The following is a 17006-nucleotide window of genomic DNA, read 5'->3' as shown; positions in this document are numbered from 1 at the left end:
TAACTGTATGAAATTGGGATACCGTCCCAGCATACCTGTTGAATAAGTATGGGGAAGTAAGGAATTCGCATATCTATATACTGCAAGGAAATAATGGGGATCAGTATGGAATAAGGGGCGGCATAAGCCACCCCTGTTTTACACATTTTTGCATTATTTCCACAACGCATGTTTAGCACGATAACAATCCACCCACATCGCCGTCGCGCCGCAGACGGCGACCGGCATGATGAACAGATTAAGGAACGGGATCATCGTGAACAGGCTCGTCAGCGCGCCGAACTGCATATTGGCGACTTTCTGCGTGCGCAGGGCCGTGCGCATCGCTTTAAACGGCACTTTGTGGTTATCAAACGGATAGTCGCAATACTGGATCGCCAGCATCCAGGCACTGAACAGGAACCACAGTACCGGAGCGACCGTCTGGCCGATGCCGGGCACAAAATAGAGGATAAGCAGCACAATCGCGCGCGGCAGATACCAGGCAAATTTCTGCCACTCGCGTTTCATGATGCGCGGGATATCTTTCATGACGCCCAGTACGCCCGTATCCGGCGGTGTGGCACCGGTAAGACGCGCTTCTAATTGTTCTGCCAGCAGACCGTTAAACGGCGCGGCTATCCAGTTGGCAATGGTCGAAAAGAAATAGCCGAATACCAGCAGCACGGAAATGACCACAATCGGCCACAGCACGTAGCTCAGCCACTGCAGCCAGTCAGGCACATGGCTCATAATGGCGGGAACCCAGCTTTCCAGCTTTGTGAACAACCACCAGAACGCGCCGCCCATCAAAAGAATGTTAATAAGCAGTGGCAGAATAACGAAGCGGCGAATACCCGGCAGGGAGACCAGTTTCCAGCCCTGAGAAAAATACCAGACGCCGCTGCGCGGGGTGGGAGAAGATGTTGAAACCATAACCAGGCTGTACTCCTTTTTACACAACCAGTGGAATTGCCCGCCTATATTATCCAGTTACGGACCAATGACCAGTTCGGAAATGTTCGAAAAAACAGCAAAAAGCACGTTTTAGCGCATCTTTATGCTGTGAATGCTCTGCACACACTTGCACTTGACGTAAACGGCAAATACTCTTAGTGAGTAAATGTTTGCCGTGGTGGCAAGGTGTTAGAACAACAGAGAATATAATGATGCAGGATTTGCGTCTGATATTAATCATTGTTGGCGCGATCGCCATAATCGCTTTACTGGTACATGGTTTCTGGACCAGCCGTAAAGAGCGCTCTTCTATGTTTCGCGATCGCCCACTGAAGCGCATGAAGTCCAGTCGTGACGACGATGACGGTGAAGACGACATCATAGGTAGCGACGACGACGGCGTGGGTGAAGTTCGTGTTCATCGGGTCAATACTGCGCCCGGCGCAGCTCATGGGGAGCATGACGCCCCCCGCGCTCCGCAGCACCAGTATCAACCGCCGTATGCTTCTGCACAGCCGCGCCAGCCCGCGCAGCCGCCTGTGGAAGAGCCGGTGCGTCAGCCGCCGCAACAGCCTGTTTCTCAGCAGCCTGCTGCACCGCAACCGGCTCAACAGCAGCCAGTCCAGCCGCAGCCGGTCCAGCAGCCAGTCCAGCCGCAGCCGGTCCAGCAGCCTGTGCACCAGCCTCAGCCGCCGGTGCAACAGCCTGCGCCACAGCCAGATCCGGCACCGCTCGTTGAGCCTGAACCTGTTGCCGAGCCTGAACCCGTTGTTGAAAAACCGCAGCGTAAAGAAGCGGTGATCATCATGAACGTGGCCGCACATCATGGCAGCCATCTGAACGGTGACGTCCTGCTTAACAGCATTCAACAGGCAGGCTTCAAGTTTGGCGATATGAATATTTTCCATCGCCACCTGAGCCCTGACGGTAGCGGCCCGGCGCTGTTCAGCCTGGCGAATATGGTCAACCCTGGCACCTTTGATCCGGATATGAGTGGTGATTTCGTGACGCCGGGTGTGACAATCTTTATGCAGGTGCCGTCTTACGGTGACGAACTGCAAAACTTCAAGCTGATGCTGCAGTCCGCTCAGCACATTGCCGACGAAGTGGGTGGTGTGGTGCTCGACGATCAGCGTCGTATGATGACGCCGCAAAAACTGCGCGAGTATCAGGACCGCATCCGCGAAGTTAAGGAAGCCAACGCATAATCGTCGCGTTTACTTCAACTCCTCCTCAACCCCCGCATGTCGGGGGTTTTTTCTCTTGATGGTGCGATATGGACTCAATCGAACAACAACTCACTGAACTGCGAACCACGCTTCGCCATCATGAATACCTCTACCACGTTATGGACGCGCCGGAAATTCCGGATGCGGAGTATGACCGCCTGATGCGTGAACTGCGCGAACTTGAGGCGCAGCACCCTGAATTAATCACGCCTGATTCCCCGACTCAGCGTGTGGGCGCAGAGCCGCTGGGGGCGTTCAGCCAGGTGCGGCATGAAGTGCCGATGCTGTCGCTGGATAACGTTTTTGATGAAGAAAGTTTCCTGGCGTTTAACAAGCGCGTGCAGGACCGGCTGAAAAGCAGTGACTCCCTGACCTGGTGCTGTGAGCTGAAGCTGGACGGCCTGGCGGTCAGTATCCTCTATGAAAATGGCGTGATGGTGCGCGCCGCTACCCGTGGTGACGGCACCACGGGTGAGGACATCACCACCAACGTGCGTACTATTCGCGCTATCCCGCTGAGGTTGCGTGGCGATAACATCCCGGCACGTCTGGAAGTGCGCGGTGAAGTGTTCCTGCCGCAGGCGGGCTTCGAAAAGATTAACGAAGAAGCGCGTCGTACTGGCGGAAAAGTATTTGCTAACCCACGTAACGCGGCGGCAGGCTCGTTGCGCCAGCTGGACCCGCGCATAACCGCGAAGCGACCGCTTACGTTCTTCTGCTATGGCGTGGGGATTCTGGAAGGCGGTGAACTGCCGGATACCCACCTCGGGCGTTTGCTGCAATTTAAGGCGTGGGGCCTGCCGGTGAGTAATCGCGTACAGCTATGCGATTCTCCGGAAGCGGTGCTGGCGTTCTACCACAAGGTTGAAGAGGACCGTCCAACGCTTGGTTTTGATATTGATGGCGTGGTGATCAAGGTTAACTCACTTGAACTTCAGGAGCAGTTGGGCTTTGTGGCTCGCGCACCGCGCTGGGCGGTGGCCTTTAAATTCCCGGCGCAGGAGCAGATGACCTTTGTCCGCGACGTGGAATTCCAGGTGGGGCGTACAGGGGCGATTACGCCAGTGGCGCGACTGGAGCCGGTTCAGGTTGCTGGCGTGCTGGTGAGCAACGCCACGCTGCACAATGCCGATGAAATTGCGCGTCTGGGTCTGCGTATTGGCGACAAAGTGGTGATTCGTCGCGCGGGTGATGTTATCCCGCAGGTGGTTAACGTCGTTGAGTCAGAACGTCCTGACGATACGCGTGCCATTGAATTCCCGTCCCACTGCCCGGTTTGCGGCTCGGACGTTGAACGTGTCGAAGGTGAAGCGGTAACGCGCTGTACGGGCGGGTTAATTTGCGGCGCGCAGCGTAAAGAGTCGCTTAAGCATTTCGTATCCCGTCGCGCGATGGATGTCGACGGCATGGGCGATAAGATTATCGATCAGCTGGTTGAGAAAGAGTATGTCCATACGCCTGCGGATCTCTTCAGGCTGACCGCAGGAAAACTCACCGGGCTTGACCGCATGGGGCCGAAGTCAGCGCAGAATGTCGTTAACGCGCTGGAAGCCGCGAAAGAGACCACCTTTGCCCGCTTCCTCTATGCGCTGGGTATTCGTGAAGTGGGTGAAGCGACGGCAGCGGGCCTCGCGGCGTACTTTGGCACGCTGGAGGCGCTGGAAAAAGCGAGCATCGACGAGCTGCAAAAAGTGCCGGATGTCGGTATTGTGGTTGCGACGCACGTCTATAATTTCTTCGCTGAAGAGAGTAACCGCGAGGTGATCGGCCAGTTACTGAAAGAAGGCATTACATGGCCTGCGCCAGTGGTGGTGAATGCGGAAGAGATAGACAGCCCGTTTGCGGGTAAAACGGTGGTCCTGACCGGTAGCCTGAGCCAGCTTTCACGTGATGATGCCAAAGCGCGTCTGGTGGCGCTGGGGGCAAAAGTGGCGGGCAGCGTGTCGAAGAAAACCGACCTGGTGATCGCCGGGGAAGCCGCCGGTTCGAAGCTGGCCAAAGCGCAGGAACTGGGCATTGAGGTTATCGACGAAGCAGAGATGATGCGCCTGCTGGGAGAGTGACGTGGAGAAAGAGCAGCTTATTGAGATCGCCAATACGGAGATGCCGTTCGGTAAATATAAAGGCCGCAGGCTGATCGATTTGCCGGAAGAGTATCTGCTGTGGTTTGCCCGTAAGGATGAGTTTCCCGCCGGGCGGCTGGGCGAGCTAATGGCAATTACGTTACTGGTTAAAACAGAAGGGCTGACCCAGCTGGTTCAGCCCCTGAAACGTCCTTAAGCCTTCGCGGCGCGGGTCTCTTCCTGCGCCAGCTTTTCGGTCTGGCGTTTGTACCGACGCGCCAGTACCGCACAGACCATAAGCTGGATCTGATGGAAAATCATCAGCGGCAGCACCATCATCCCTATCACTGAGGTCGGGAACAGAATGTTGGCCATCGGGATACCGTTCGCAAGGCTCTTTTTCGAGCCACAGAAGACAATGGTGATTTCGTCCGCTTTGTTGAAGCCGCACTTGCGGGCCACAAAAACATTCACCGCAATCACGATAGCCAGCAAAACGATACTGACCACGACGATAAACAGCAGCGATCCCACGCCGACTTTATGCCAGATGCCGTTCACTACCGCTTCGCTGAAGGCTGAGTAAACAACGAGCAGAATCGACGTCTGGTCGGTTTTTGAGATCCATTTTTTATGCTTCGCCACAAACGCACCGGTCCACGGGCGAGAAAGATGCCCGAGCACAAATGGCAATAGCAGTTGCAGACAGATTTTACCCACCTGCTCCAGATTACCTTCCGCGCCGTGCATATTCATCAGCAGCCCCACCAGAAGCGGTGAGACAAAAATACCTAGCAGGCTGGACGCCGACGCCGAACAGACGGCGGCCGCGACATTCCCGCCCGCCAGCGAAGTGAACGCAATGGCGGACTGAACGGTCGCAGGCAGAATGCAAAGATACAGAAAGCCAGTATAGAGCGCCGGATCAACATTCACGGGTGCCCACCAGGCGAACAAAACGCCGAGGATCGGGAAGAGAATAAAGGTACTGCACATTACCCACAGATGCAGTCGCCAGTGGCTACCGCCTGCAATGATGGCTTCACGGGAAAGTTTGGCACCGTGCATAAAGAACAGCAACGCGATTGCTGCCGTGGTCAGCCCTTCAAAGAACGGAACGAAACCGCCTCGCGCAGGGAAAAAGGAGGCCAGCAAAACGGTGACAATCAGGGTAAGCGTAAACGGATCAAGGATACGAAAAAGTTTCATAATCACTCCTGAAAACAGATGCCGCTATTGTGCTTTCTTCCGTTTGAGAAATAAAATCGATTTATTGCATCCATTCATGAATTAAACAGATGAATTATTCTCTACGTCAGCTTCGCGTGTTTGTTACCGTCGCCCAGGCCCGCAGCTTTAGCCGGGCGGGGGAGATGATTGGGCTTAGCCAGTCTGCTGTCAGTCACAGTGTCAAAGAGCTTGAAAGCCAGACCGGTGTGAAACTGCTCGACAGAACCACGCGTGAAGTGGTGCTTACCGAAGCGGGGCAGCAACTGGCGACGCGCCTGGAGAGGCTGCTGGATGAACTCAACAGCACGCTCAGGGATGTGGGGCGGCTCGGGCAACAGCTTTCCGGCACCGTAAGGGTGGCGGCGAGCCAGACGATATCTGCGCATCTTATTCCCCAGTGTATTGCCGAGAGTAACCACCTCTATCCTGATATTGATTTTGTCCTGCACGACAGACCGCAGCAGTGGGTGCTGGAGAGCATTCGTCAGGGTGATGTGGATTTCGGTATTGTTATCGATCCTGGCCCGGTGAGCGATCTTGCGTGCGAAATTGTTCTTTCAGAACCGTTTCTGCTGTTGTGTCGCGATGACGATCCTCTGGCCATGTTGCCGGAGGTGAACTGGCAGTTACTCCAGGGGGCGAACCTGGTATTACAGGATTACGCGTCGGGGAGCCGCCCGCTGATCGATGCTGCCCTGGTTGCGCAAGGCGTTCAGGCAACTATCGTGCAGGAGATTGGGCATCCGGCGACGCTGTTTCCTATGGTCGAAGCGGGGATTGGGATCAGCGTGCTTCCGGCGCTGGCGTTACCTCTGCCACAGGGAAGCCGTTTAACGGTGAAGCGATTTGTACCCTGCATCGAGCGTCAGCTGATGCTGGTACGGCGTAAAAATCGCTCGCTTTCGGGGGCGGCGAATGCGTGCTGGGACGTGGTGCGTATGCAGGCTCAGCGGCTAATGGAAGCCCGCACACGCGATCCGCTGTTTAGCAGTGGGAGCGATCAAATATAAATATCAATCTGATGGTCAGCGGACGGTTTGTTAACGCCTTCCGCAGCGGACTGAGTGGTGGTCTGCTTTGGCGCTGCCTCTTCTGCCTGCTGGCGCTGCAATTGCGCCAGCTGTGCCTGCAGCATGGCCAGCTGGGATTCGAGTAACTCCTGCTGCTTTTGCTTCTCTTCTGCCGTGGCATCACCCATTGCCACTTCTTTGAGCTGCTGGGTGACTTTCGTAATCTGTTTGGTCAGTCGGTTAATCTGGGAGGCAATATCGTTGCCGCCAGAACTGTTATCCACACTGCCGATTTCCATCGCTGACAGCGATACTGCCTTGAGGGTTATCATATTGAGATCCTTTTCGCCATAAAACAGAGGTATCGGCTCGGAACGGAATAGCTTGAGTGTTGTATGCAGAAAGCGTCGCGGGAGAGTATGGGAACTGCAGATAGCAAAAAAGCGCCTTTAGGGCGCTTTTTTACATTGGTGGGTCGTGCAGGATTCGAACCTGCGACCAATTGATTAAAAGTCAACTGCTCTACCAACTGAGCTAACGACCCGAAATGGTGGGCGATGACGGGCTCGAACCGCCGACCCCCTCCGTGTAAAGGAGATGCTCTACCAACTGAGCTAATCGCCCATTTCGGAACTGCTGCGATAAGGTGAGAATGGTGGGCGATGACGGGCTCGAACCGCCGACCCCCTCCGTGTAAAGGAGATGCTCTACCAACTGAGCTAATCGCCCAATCTCAATACTTATCTACACTGCGAGCCTACTTAAAGTAGATGGTGGGTGATGACGGGCTCGAACCGCCGACCCCCTCCGTGTAAAGGAGATGCTCTACCAACTGAGCTAATCACCCCCGCTGTGTGGAGTCGCATTATAGGGAGAGTTGAAAATGAGTCAACGCATTTTCTAAAGTTTTTATTCGTTCGTCGTAAAATTAAACAAAACGATCGTGAAACAGGCTGTGACGCATGATTTCTAAACAAAAATAGTAAACTCAAGCCAGATACAGGGAACAACATTGAGGATTCGCCTCACAGTGATAGAATATTGCCCATTGTTTTTTCCCCAGGATTTGCCGATTGCCGGCATCTTTATAACGTAAGGCCATTTCATGAAAATCAAAACTCGCTTCGCGCCGAGCCCGACTGGCTATTTGCACGTCGGTGGTGCACGTACTGCTCTCTATTCCTGGCTTTTTGCACGCCACAACAAAGGTGAGTTCGTGCTGCGTATTGAAGACACCGATCTTGAGCGCTCTACGCCGGAAGCAATCGAAGCCATTATGGATGGTATGAACTGGCTGAATCTGGAGTGGGACGAAGGTCCGTACTTCCAGACCAAACGTTTTGACCGTTATAACGCCGTGATTGACGAGATGCTGGTGGCAGGCTCTGCCTATAAATGCTATTGCTCCAAAGAGCGTCTGGATGCTCTGCGTGAAGAGCAGATGGCAAAAGGCGAAAAACCTCGCTACGACGGCCGCTGCCGCCACGATCATAGCGAGCACGCAGCTGATGAGCCTTGCGTGGTGCGTTTTGCCAACCCGCAGGAAGGTTCTGTGATCTTTGATGACCAGATCCGTGGCCCGATCGAATTCAGCAATCAGGAGCTGGACGACCTGATCATCCGCCGTACCGACGGTTCTCCAACCTATAACTTCTGCGTTGTGGTTGACGACTGGGATATGGAAATTACCCACGTTATTCGTGGTGAAGACCATATCAACAACACTCCGCGCCAGATCAACATTCTGAAAGCCTTAAATGCGCCAGTGCCTGTGTACGCGCACGTTTCCATGATCAACGGTGATGACGGTAAAAAACTGTCCAAGCGTCATGGCGCAGTGAGCGTGATGCAATACCGTGATGATGGCTATCTGCCGGAAGCACTGCTGAACTACCTGGTGCGTCTGGGCTGGGCCCACGGTGACCAGGAGATCTTCAGCCGCGAAGAGATGATCAATCTGTTCTCTCTGAACTCCGTGAGCAAATCTGCCAGCGCGTTCAACACCGATAAGCTGCTGTGGCTGAACCACCACTACATCAATACCATGCCGCCGGAATATGTGGCGACGTATCTGCAGTGGCACATTGAGCAGGCAAATATTGATACCCGTACCGGCCCTGAGCTGGCGGAGCTGGTGAAACTGCTCGGCGAGCGTTGCAAGACGCTGAAAGAAATCGCCGAAAGCTGCCGCTACTTCTATGAAGAGTTTGACGAATTCGATGCTGACGCGGCGAAAAAACACCTGCGTCCGGTTGCGCGTCAGCCGCTGGAAGTGGTCCGTGATAAGCTGGCTGCCATTACGGAATGGACCGCTGAGAATGTGCATCATGCGATCCAGGCGACGGCGGATGAGCTGGAAGTCGGGATGGGCAAAGTGGGTATGCCATTGCGCGTTGCGGTGACGGGCGCGGGTCAATCCCCGGCGCTGGATGTTACCGTACATGCCATCGGTAAATCACGCAGCGTGGCGCGTATCAATAAGGCGCTGGGCTTTATTGCCGATCGTGAAAGCCAGCAGTAATTAAACGCCAGATAAGAATAACGGCAGGGTGACCTGCCGTTTTTTATGTGTGTTATTCCGCAATCCCGAGACGCACAAGAAAGCCTTGTACACCTTCCCGCTTCAGCAATACGTGAAGGCGCTCCTGTTCGAGTGGGGTCATATTCTCCAGCGAGTCGATGATTTGCGGGAGCAGGTTCGACGATGCCGGTTCTCCATAGAGGGAAGGGGATTCAGCCAACTGGTAAATTGCCTGACGGTTACGAATGGCAGGAAGATTCATAATGTGCTCTTTGACTCGCGCATCAATATGAATCAGCCGGGCGCGTCCGCCTTTCACACCGTTAATGCCCTCTGTTTTCCATCCTTTCTGGCGTATCCAGCGGTTTACGGTTTGCCTGGCGACACCCAGACTATCAGCCAGCTCTTCCGTGGTCATTTTACTGCGTAATCTTTTCATGTCAGTTTTGGTCGCGAATCCCTAAACGTTGCAACAATCCGGTAATCCCTTCGCGCAGTAACAGAGAGGTCATCTGCTTTTGCTCATCCGGCGTCATTTCATTTGCCAGTGTCAGAAGTAAGGTATGTAGCGAGCCATCATGGTAGGCGTTATCGGGCATATCAGGTGTTTCTGATGCCCTGCGTGCACTGCGAATAAACTCCCGAACTTTTTCATTCACATGCACCAGACGCGCCTTGCCTCCCTGAACTCCTGGTTTTGGCGATGTAATCCAACCCTCTTTGCGTACCCATTTATTGATGGTCTGGCGGCTATAGCCAGTGAGCAGGGCTAACTCTTCTGGCGTCATTCGTTCCTTGATCATGCAATTTCCTGAATATTCGTGGGGTTAATTAGTGGTTCATTTTATAGCACCGTTTTACACGAAAACGTGACAGGCTTAACTCCTGACTGCGAGCAGGCTCGCAAAGTGATTCATTTGCATGATTTTTCAGCGATTGAAAGTCCGGGGCTTATTTTGCCGTTGACACTCAGCAGCGGAATTCATATTATGCCGCCCGTCAACATGACAGCTTTACGACGGGGCTATAGCTCAGCTGGGAGAGCGCCTGCATGGCATGCAGGAGGTCAGCGGTTCGATCCCGCTTAGCTCCACCAAACTCTGAACCCAACAGCGTTTGGTCGGTAAAGTAACATGTGGGGCTATAGCTCAGCTGGGAGAGCGCTTGCATGGCATGCAAGAGGTCAGCGGTTCGATCCCGCTTAGCTCCACCAAAATTTGAACCCCCGTCGAAAGACGGGGGTTTTTTTATGCCTTTGTAACAGCTTCCTGGCTTTTGGGTTATCAGGGCTGTGTTTTCTATACCTCACCTCAACCCAAATCAACAAAACGGTCTATTTGTAGACTGAAACTTGATTCGCTCAATTAATAAACCTATTATCCGTCCGGTCAATGAGACTAATGGTAGAATAGATCCTTTAACTTGATGAAAAGAAAAACTGACAATAATGTAAAGATATTTATGATTGCACTGGCGTTATGCCTCTTTGCGGTTCCTTTTTCTCGTTATATTTCTCCGCATGCAATTGTTAACGGGCATGATGTCTATTTAGCGTGGTTACCGTTAAGTGTCATGTTGGCTGTTATTTTATTGTTTGGTTACCGTGCTATTATTCCCATTTTGTTAAGTTTTACTGTCACTAATATTTACAATCTTAATTTAGCACCGCTACAACATCTCGTTTTGCTGTTTTGCCAGACCTTTCCGGTATTCGCGGCCTGCGGCATGCTCCGTCTGACGCTGGGCAAGCGCTGGCGTCATAGTGTGCCCAATAAGCACATCGGGCTTCGTATTTTCTGGCTTGGGTTTATGGTGCCGTCAGGCATTAAATTATCGATGTATCTGGCGGGTTACTTATTTGATTTCCCGGTGACGATTTCGACTTTCTTTGGGGAAGGTACGGCAATTTATAACATCGTTGATATTCAAAGCCTGATTTGCGCAGCGTTGATATTTACGATGATGTTCTATTATCCATTAAGAATGGTAACAAATCCAGGTTATGCCAGAACATTCTGGCGGCGAAGCGTGAAGCCAATTGTCCTTAATAAAAAACCTTTGTTTATATTAGGTTGGCTGATGCTTCTGATGTTTATTGTTGTAATTCTTTGCATTCCGATGCAATCAACTCTTATTGCTGGCTATTTAATGCCAGTGATTTTCATTCTTTTTACGCTGGGTATCAGCCGTCTGAGTTATGCACTTATCTCGCTGCTGTGGGCTGCATCTGCGCTTCTGCTGTTAACCTATAACTATAACTTCCTCAATGGGGTGGAGTCAGGGTACTCGCTTTCCTTTATTTTGTCGGTGCTGATCTCTTTTGCTATCTGCCTGCTTTATATGTCAAGGATCTACCAGCGAAGTGAGTGGATGAAGCAGGGCTGGCAGGAGAGGGCGCTCACCGATCCGCTGACAGGGTTACCCAACATTCGCGCGCTGGAGGTTTTCCTGAAAATCCACCCTGACGCAAAAGTATGCTGCCTGCGGATGGACAATCTGGAATTTTTAAGCCGCCATTACGGTATTCTCATGCGGGTACATTGCAAACGGATGATTACTGCATCTCTGCAGCCATTACTCCAGCAGGATGAAAAACTTTTCCAGTTGCCCGGCAGTGAACTGGTGCTGGTACTGTTAGGTCCAGGAACCGCAGAGCGCCTGCAATATATTGTCGATCAGTTGAACAGCCGTAAGATTTTCTGGAATAACACCGGGCTGGATATTGAGTTTGGTGCCTCCTGGGGGGAAGTCGAGAATGGTGACAACTTGCACCATACCCTGGGACAACTGAGCTGGTTGTCCGAGCAGTCATGCGCGGCGCACAATGTCCTGGCATTGACCAACAGTCTTGAGGATGTTTCCGGGCAAACGACGGACAGGGTACTGATGCTGGGGCGTATCAAACGCGCTCTTGATGCTGACGGCATCCATCTTTATGCCCAGCCGATCCAGAACGCGGACGGGGAAGGGTACTACGAAATTCTTTCGCGCCTTGAAAGTGATGGCGAGATCATCACTCCCGATCGGTTTATCCCGTTAATTGCACAGTTTAACCTGAGCCATCGTTTCGATATCAGCGTGGTACAGAGCTTACTGACGTGGCTGCGTGATAATCCGTCAACGCATCCCGGAACCCGTTTTTCCGTCAATCTGATGCCGCTGACGCTGATGCAAAAAGAGATTGCCGCTGAAATTATCGCGCTGTTTGAACGCTATGGCGTACCACCACAGGCCGTGGTCATTGAGGTTACCGAAGAACAGGCTTTTTCAAATTCGGGGCCGAGCATTAAAAATATCCAGCAGCTGCGGGATTACGGTTTCCGTATCGCGATTGATGATTTTGGCACAGGATACGCCAACTACGAGCGCCTCAAGCGTCTGCAGGCTGATATCATCAAGATCGATGGCTGCTTCGTGAAGGACATCTGCACAGACAACATGGATGCGATGATTGTGCAGTCTATTTGCAATCTGGCAAAAACCAAATCACTTTGCGTGGTGGCTGAATTTGTGGAAACGCCCGAGCAACGCGAGATGCTGCTCCGGTTCGGAGTGGATTATCTGCAAGGGTATCTGATAGGTAAACCCATGCCGCTCAGCGTCCTGCAGGCATAAAAAAACCGGGAGCGAACGGCTCCCGGTTTTCGTTTAGCAGTCTGAATTACAGTACCAGTGCCGCGATAGAAGCAGACAGAATGCTCACCAGCGTAGAACCGTATACCAGTTTCAGGCCGAAGCGTGAGACCACGTTACCCTGCTCTTCGTTCAGACCTTTAATCGCACCGGCGATAATACCGATGGAAGAGAAGTTTGCGAAGGAAACCAGGAACACAGAGAGGATGCCTTCCGCACGTGGAGAGAGCGTGCTGGCAATTTTCTGCAGATCCATCATGGCCACGAATTCGTTAGAAACCAGTTTGGTTGCCATAATACTGCCCACCTGCAGCGCTTCGCTTGCCGGAACACCCATTACCCAGGCAATCGGGTAGAAGATGTAACCCAGGATGCCCTGGAAGGAGATACCCAGAACTGCCGCGAACAGGGCGTTCAGGGCAGCAATCAGCGCGATAAAGCCGATCAGCATCGCCGCAACGATAATCGCTACTTTGAAGCCTGCCAGAATGTATTCACCCAGCATTTCGAAGAAGCTCTGACCTTCATGCAGGTTTGACATCTGGATGTTCTCTTCACTGGCATCAACGCGGTACGGGTTGATCAGCGACAGCACGATAAAGGTGCTGAACATGTTCAGAACCAGCGCTGCAACAACGTATTTTGGCTCCAGCATGGTCATGTATGCGCCCACGATAGACATGGACACGGTAGACATTGCAGTGGCCGCCATGGTGTACATGCGGTTGCGGGACATTTTACCGAGAATGTCTTTATAGGCGATAAAGTTCTCAGACTGGCCCAGGATCAGGGAGCTGACGGCGTTGAACGATTCCAGCTTACCCATGCCGTTCACTTTTGACAGCACAGTACCGATAGCGCGAATAATGACAGGCAGAACACGGATGTGCTGCAGAATACCGATCAGCGCAGAGATGAACACGATTGGGCACAGCACTTTCAGGAAGAAGAATGCCAGACCTTGATCGTTCATACTGCCAAAGACGAAGTTAGTCCCTTCGTTGGCGAATCCGAGCAGTTTTTCGAACATTTCGGAGAAGCCTTTTACGAAGCCGAGCCCCACGTTGGAGTTCAGGAAGAACCACGCGAGTAAAACTTCAATAACAAGAAGCTGAACAACATAGCGAATGCGGATTTTTTTACGGTCATGGCTGACCAGTAACGCAAGCGCAGTAACGACAACAAGTGCCAGGACAAAATGAAGGACGCGGTCCATATTTGCTCCAAATTTGAGGCAGGTTTAATTTCCGTGCACATTCTATGTAACGAGCGCAAAGAAAACGAGATCAAGGCCACACAATAGTTACATCCTGTGACGAGTCTCAAAAATAGTGATCAACAATACATTTTTGTTATGTTAGGTAAATGAGTGAAAAGTTAAGTTTGTGTGCTACGCTTCACAAATGACTGCGCGTTTTCATATTCTGTGAGACCGCTCAAGCGAACCCGCCTTTCTATCGTTAAAAGCTATCTGAGAAATCATTACAACCTTTACAAATGATCTTGATAATCATTCTCATTTTGATAGCATTAAACATAGCAAAGGCTATATTTCCAGAGGCAGAAATGACAAACAGTCGCGTAGAGGGTAGCAGTGGCAGGGCAGCGCGCAAGTTGCGGTTCGCATTAATGGGACCGGCGTTCATTGCTGCTATTGGCTATATCGATCCAGGGAATTTTGCGACCAATATTCAGGCCGGGGCCAGCTTCGGGTATACACTCCTGTGGGTAGTCGTCTGGGCTAACCTGATGGCGATGCTGATTCAGATGCTTTCAGCCAAGCTGGGGATTGCCACGGGCAAAAATCTGGCAGAGCAAATCCGCGACCATTATCCCCGTCCGGCCGTCTGGCTTTACTGGGTTCAGGCGGAAATCATCGCTATGGCAACCGACCTCGCTGAATTTATCGGGGCAGCTATCGGCTTCAAATTGATTCTGGGCGTGTCGTTATTACAGGGTGCTGTCCTGACCGGCATCGCCACCTTCCTTATTCTGATGCTTCAGCGTCATGGACAAAAACCGCTGGAAAAAGTGATCGGTGGTCTGCTGCTGTTTGTGGCGGCAGCCTATATTGTTGAACTGATTTTCTCGCAGCCGAATCTGGTGCAGCTCAGTAAGGGAATGGTGATCCCGAGTTTGCCGAATTCTGAAGCGGTATTCCTGGCGGCGGGTGTGCTGGGTGCGACGATTATGCCGCATGTTATCTATTTGCACTCTTCCTTAACACAGCACCTGCACGGCGGAACGCGTAAGGAGCGGTATTCAGCGACTAAATGGGATGTGGCTATTGCCATGACCATTGCCGGTTTTGTTAACCTGGCGATGATGGCGACGGCTGCTGCCGCGTTCCACTTTAATGGCCATACGGGAGTTGCCGATCTGGATCAGGCGTATTTGACGCTGGAACCGCTACTGAGCCATGCTGCCGCGACGATTTTCGGCTTGAGCCTGGTCGCTGCGGGTCTCTCTTCCACCGTTGTGGGGACACTGGCAGGGCAGGTGGTGATGCAGGGATTCGTGCGTTTCCACATTCCGCTGTGGGTTCGCCGGTCAGTGACTATGCTGCCGTCATTTATCGTGATCCTGATGGGGCTGGACCCGACCCGAATTCTGGTGATGAGCCAGGTATTGCTGAGCTTTGGTATCGCACTTGCGCTGGTGCCGCTGCTGATATTTACCAGCAACAAAGCCCTGATGGGCGACCTGGTTAACTCGACGCTGGTGAAAAGAGCCGGGTGGGCTATTGTGGTGGTAGTGGTGGCGCTGAATCTGTGGTTGTTGATTGGTACAGTGTCAGGACTCTAAAAAGAAAAAGGAGCCGAAAGGCTCCTTTCTGGTGTTAGTGGTGATGCCCGCGGCCATGACCGCGTCCCCAACCGCCGCGACGGTCGTCACGATCGCTCCATCCTTCACGATAACCGCGTTCGTAGGCTTTACGATTATCCCAGCCACGGTGATAACCATTATCGTGTTTCCACCAGCGGTTTTTACGCCATTCATAATGACGGTGCCAGTAATCACGGTCGCGCCAGCCACCGCCGTCCCAGTAGTTACCATAATTGTCGCGATCGCCAATTTGTAATTTTATCGATGGCAACAGGGTGATTTCGCCAGCACTGGCGACCAGCGGGGCCGAGGCCAGCAAAACCGCTGCAAGAATCAGTGACCTGAACATACTTTTCTCCTTCACGATCGGGGCCGTTGTGCGGCCTGTTAACGCAATATTACGGGGTGGTAAAGCCCCGTATCATCGCTTCAACTCCGAATTCACGAATGAGAGCACGATTTGCTAAAAATGCTTTTATTTTGCGCTATTGAGGATCGCGTCGATAGCCGTCAGTTCATCTGCAGTAAAATGACGATTCTCCAGCATCCCGACGGCATCATCTATTTGCGCGGTCTTGCTCGCACCAATCAGCACGGACGTCACGGCGTCGTGGCGTAAAATCCAGGCCAGTGCCATTTGCGACAGCTTCTGCCCGCGGCTTTCTGCCAGCGCGTTCAGATTACGCACTTTTTCCAGCTTCTCTTCGGTGATCTGATCAGGATTCAGGAACTTACTGCCGCTGGCTGCGCGCGAATCCGCCGGAATGCCGTTCAGATAGCGGTTGGTGAGTTGTCCGCCCGCCAGCGGGGAAAATGGAATGCATCCTACGCCTTTATCCTGCAGTACCGCCAGCAATCCCTCTTCGGGTGCGCGTTCAAACATTGAGTATTTTGGCTGATGGATAAGGCATGGTGTGCCGAGATCGTCCAGAATCTCAATGGCCTGACGCGCCCGTTCCGCCGGGTAGTTGGATAAGCCGACATACAGTGCTTTACCCTGGCGCACCAGATGGTCAAGCGCTTTCATCGTCTCCTGTAGCGGTGTTTCCGGGTCAGGGCGGTGATGATAGAAGATGTCGACATACTCCAGCCCCATGCGCTTCAGGCTCTGGTCCAGGCTTGAGATCAGGTATTTACGCGAGCCCCAGTCACCGTAAGGCCCGTCCCACATGGTGTAGCCCGCTTTGGTGGAGATGATCAGTTCATCACGCCACGGCAGAAAATCCTCCTGCAGAATGCGTCCGAAATTACGTTCGGCTGAACCAGGAGGCGGGCCGTAGTTATTGGCAAGGTCAAAATGGGTAATCCCCAGGTCGAAGGCGCGCTGTAAAAGTTGACGGCTGTTTTCGATAAGCGTGGCGTCGCCAAAATTATGCCACAGCCCAAGAGAAATGGCGGGCAGCTTCAGCCCGCTTTGTCCGCAACGGCGGTATTGCATTGTCTGATAACGATTTTTGTCAGGCTGATAACCCATTCTTAAGACCTCTGGCGCTGGAAAGAAAATTCGGTGTATACGTTTACACTAACCCGCGAGAAAGAAGAATAGTGCAGCCTTTTT

General features: G+C 52.6%; 15 protein-coding genes and 6 tRNA genes. 9 read left to right on the top strand and 12 right to left on the bottom strand.

Features of this window, described 5'->3' with window-relative positions; translation table 11 throughout:
• Nucleotides 1-153 precede the first annotated feature (153 nt).
• On the bottom strand, nucleotides 154-915 hold the full coding sequence (gene cysZ, locus EoCCA6_RS05230; protein WP_152081776.1) for a sulfate transporter CysZ: 762 nt from the start codon (nucleotides 913-915) through the stop codon (nucleotides 154-156).
• Between the two features lie 230 nt (nucleotides 916-1145).
• Here cysZ and zipA point away from each other — a divergent pair, with 230 nt between their 5' ends.
• The 3 genes from zipA to EoCCA6_RS05215 all read left to right on the top strand — a co-directional run bounded on the left by zipA (nucleotide 1146) and on the right by EoCCA6_RS05215 (nucleotide 4445).
• Nucleotides 1146-2144 (top strand): cell division protein ZipA, encoded by a 999-nt coding sequence (gene zipA / locus EoCCA6_RS05225; protein WP_152081775.1) that lies wholly within the window; start codon nucleotides 1146-1148, stop codon nucleotides 2142-2144.
• 68 nt (nucleotides 2145-2212) lie between these two features.
• Entirely contained in the window at nucleotides 2213-4228 is a 2016-nt protein-coding gene (gene ligA / locus EoCCA6_RS05220) for an NAD-dependent DNA ligase LigA (RefSeq protein WP_152081774.1), read from the top strand.
• 1 nt (nucleotide 4229) lies between these two features.
• Complete coding sequence (locus EoCCA6_RS05215; RefSeq protein ID WP_152081773.1) at nucleotides 4230-4445, top strand: DUF3820 family protein; 216 nt, start codon at nucleotides 4230-4232, stop codon at nucleotides 4443-4445.
• Here the strand turns inward: EoCCA6_RS05215 and EoCCA6_RS05210 are convergent.
• Nucleotides 4442-5437, bottom strand: a complete 996-nt coding sequence (locus EoCCA6_RS05210; RefSeq protein ID WP_152081772.1) for a bile acid:sodium symporter family protein — start codon at nucleotides 5435-5437, stop codon at nucleotides 4442-4444. The genes EoCCA6_RS05215 and EoCCA6_RS05210 overlap by 4 nt on opposite strands.
• Nucleotides 5438-5526: 89 nt before the next feature.
• Here EoCCA6_RS05210 and EoCCA6_RS05205 point away from each other — a divergent pair, with 89 nt between their 5' ends.
• Nucleotides 5527-6468: a LysR family transcriptional regulator gene (locus tag EoCCA6_RS05205; RefSeq protein ID WP_152081771.1), complete on the top strand. Its 942-nt coding sequence runs from the start codon at nucleotides 5527-5529 to the stop codon at nucleotides 6466-6468.
• Here EoCCA6_RS05205 and EoCCA6_RS05200 read toward each other — a convergent pair.
• The 5 genes from EoCCA6_RS05200 to EoCCA6_RS05180 all read right to left on the bottom strand — a co-directional run bounded on the left by EoCCA6_RS05200 (nucleotide 6459) and on the right by EoCCA6_RS05180 (nucleotide 7315).
• Nucleotides 6459-6800, bottom strand: a complete 342-nt coding sequence (locus EoCCA6_RS05200) for a FlxA-like family protein (RefSeq protein ID WP_152081770.1) — start codon at nucleotides 6798-6800, stop codon at nucleotides 6459-6461. The two genes, EoCCA6_RS05205 and EoCCA6_RS05200, sit on opposite strands and share 10 nt — an antisense overlap.
• Before the next feature lie 136 nt (nucleotides 6801-6936).
• A tRNA-Lys gene (locus EoCCA6_RS05195) sits at nucleotides 6937-7012 on the bottom strand.
• A gap of 4 nt (nucleotides 7013-7016) precedes the next feature.
• A tRNA-Val gene (locus EoCCA6_RS05190) sits at nucleotides 7017-7092 on the bottom strand.
• 29 nt (nucleotides 7093-7121) lie between these two features.
• A tRNA-Val gene (locus EoCCA6_RS05185) sits at nucleotides 7122-7197 on the bottom strand.
• 42 nt (nucleotides 7198-7239) lie between these two features.
• A tRNA-Val gene (locus EoCCA6_RS05180) sits at nucleotides 7240-7315 on the bottom strand.
• Nucleotides 7316-7573: 258 nt separating this feature from the next.
• Between EoCCA6_RS05180 and gltX the strand changes: the two genes are divergently transcribed.
• Nucleotides 7574-8989, top strand: a complete 1416-nt coding sequence (gene gltX / locus EoCCA6_RS05175; protein WP_152081769.1) for a glutamate--tRNA ligase — start codon at nucleotides 7574-7576, stop codon at nucleotides 8987-8989.
• A gap of 52 nt (nucleotides 8990-9041) precedes the next feature.
• Here the strand turns inward: gltX and EoCCA6_RS05170 are convergent, their stop codons facing one another.
• Complete coding sequence (locus EoCCA6_RS05170) at nucleotides 9042-9428, bottom strand: YfeC-like transcriptional regulator (RefSeq protein ID WP_152081768.1); 387 nt, start codon at nucleotides 9426-9428, stop codon at nucleotides 9042-9044.
• Between the two features lies 1 nt (nucleotide 9429).
• Nucleotides 9430-9792: a YfeC-like transcriptional regulator gene (locus EoCCA6_RS05165; protein ID WP_152081767.1), complete on the bottom strand. Its 363-nt coding sequence runs from the start codon at nucleotides 9790-9792 to the stop codon at nucleotides 9430-9432.
• A gap of 217 nt (nucleotides 9793-10009) precedes the next feature.
• Between EoCCA6_RS05165 and EoCCA6_RS05160 the strand changes: the two genes are divergently transcribed.
• The 3 genes from EoCCA6_RS05160 to EoCCA6_RS05150 all read left to right on the top strand — a co-directional run bounded on the left by EoCCA6_RS05160 (nucleotide 10010) and on the right by EoCCA6_RS05150 (nucleotide 12604).
• Nucleotides 10010-10085, top strand: a tRNA-Ala gene (locus tag EoCCA6_RS05160).
• A 41-nt stretch (nucleotides 10086-10126) separates the two neighbouring features.
• A tRNA-Ala gene (locus EoCCA6_RS05155) sits at nucleotides 10127-10202 on the top strand.
• Between the two features lie 212 nt (nucleotides 10203-10414).
• Nucleotides 10415-12604, top strand: coding sequence for a sensor domain-containing phosphodiesterase (locus EoCCA6_RS05150; protein ID WP_152084400.1), 2190 nt, complete (start codon nucleotides 10415-10417; stop codon nucleotides 12602-12604).
• Nucleotides 12605-12650: 46 nt separating this feature from the next.
• Here EoCCA6_RS05150 and nupC read toward each other — a convergent pair whose 3' ends face one another.
• Nucleotides 12651-13838 (bottom strand): nucleoside permease NupC, encoded by a 1188-nt coding sequence (nupC, locus tag EoCCA6_RS05145; protein ID WP_152081766.1) that lies wholly within the window; start codon nucleotides 13836-13838, stop codon nucleotides 12651-12653.
• 350 nt (nucleotides 13839-14188) lie between these two features.
• Between nupC and EoCCA6_RS05140 the strand changes: the two genes are divergently transcribed.
• Nucleotides 14189-15427: an Nramp family divalent metal transporter gene (locus tag EoCCA6_RS05140; protein ID WP_152081765.1), complete on the top strand. Its 1239-nt coding sequence runs from the start codon at nucleotides 14189-14191 to the stop codon at nucleotides 15425-15427.
• A 34-nt stretch (nucleotides 15428-15461) separates the two neighbouring features.
• Here the strand turns inward: EoCCA6_RS05140 and ypeC are convergent, their stop codons facing one another.
• Nucleotides 15462-15797: a DUF2502 domain-containing protein YpeC gene (ypeC, locus tag EoCCA6_RS05135; protein WP_152081764.1), complete on the bottom strand. Its 336-nt coding sequence runs from the start codon at nucleotides 15795-15797 to the stop codon at nucleotides 15462-15464.
• Nucleotides 15798-15923: 126 nt separating this feature from the next.
• Complete coding sequence (mgrA, locus tag EoCCA6_RS05130) at nucleotides 15924-16922, bottom strand: L-glyceraldehyde 3-phosphate reductase (protein ID WP_152081763.1); 999 nt, start codon at nucleotides 16920-16922, stop codon at nucleotides 15924-15926.
• Nucleotides 16923-17006 lie beyond the last annotated feature (84 nt).

Origin of the sequence: Enterobacter oligotrophicus (assembly GCF_009176645.1) — a bacterium.
Lineage (GTDB): Bacteria > Pseudomonadota > Gammaproteobacteria > Enterobacterales > Enterobacteriaceae > Enterobacter > Enterobacter oligotrophicus.
The sequence above is the reverse complement of the archived record's forward strand: the minus strand, read 5'-3'. Positions and strand labels throughout refer to the sequence as shown.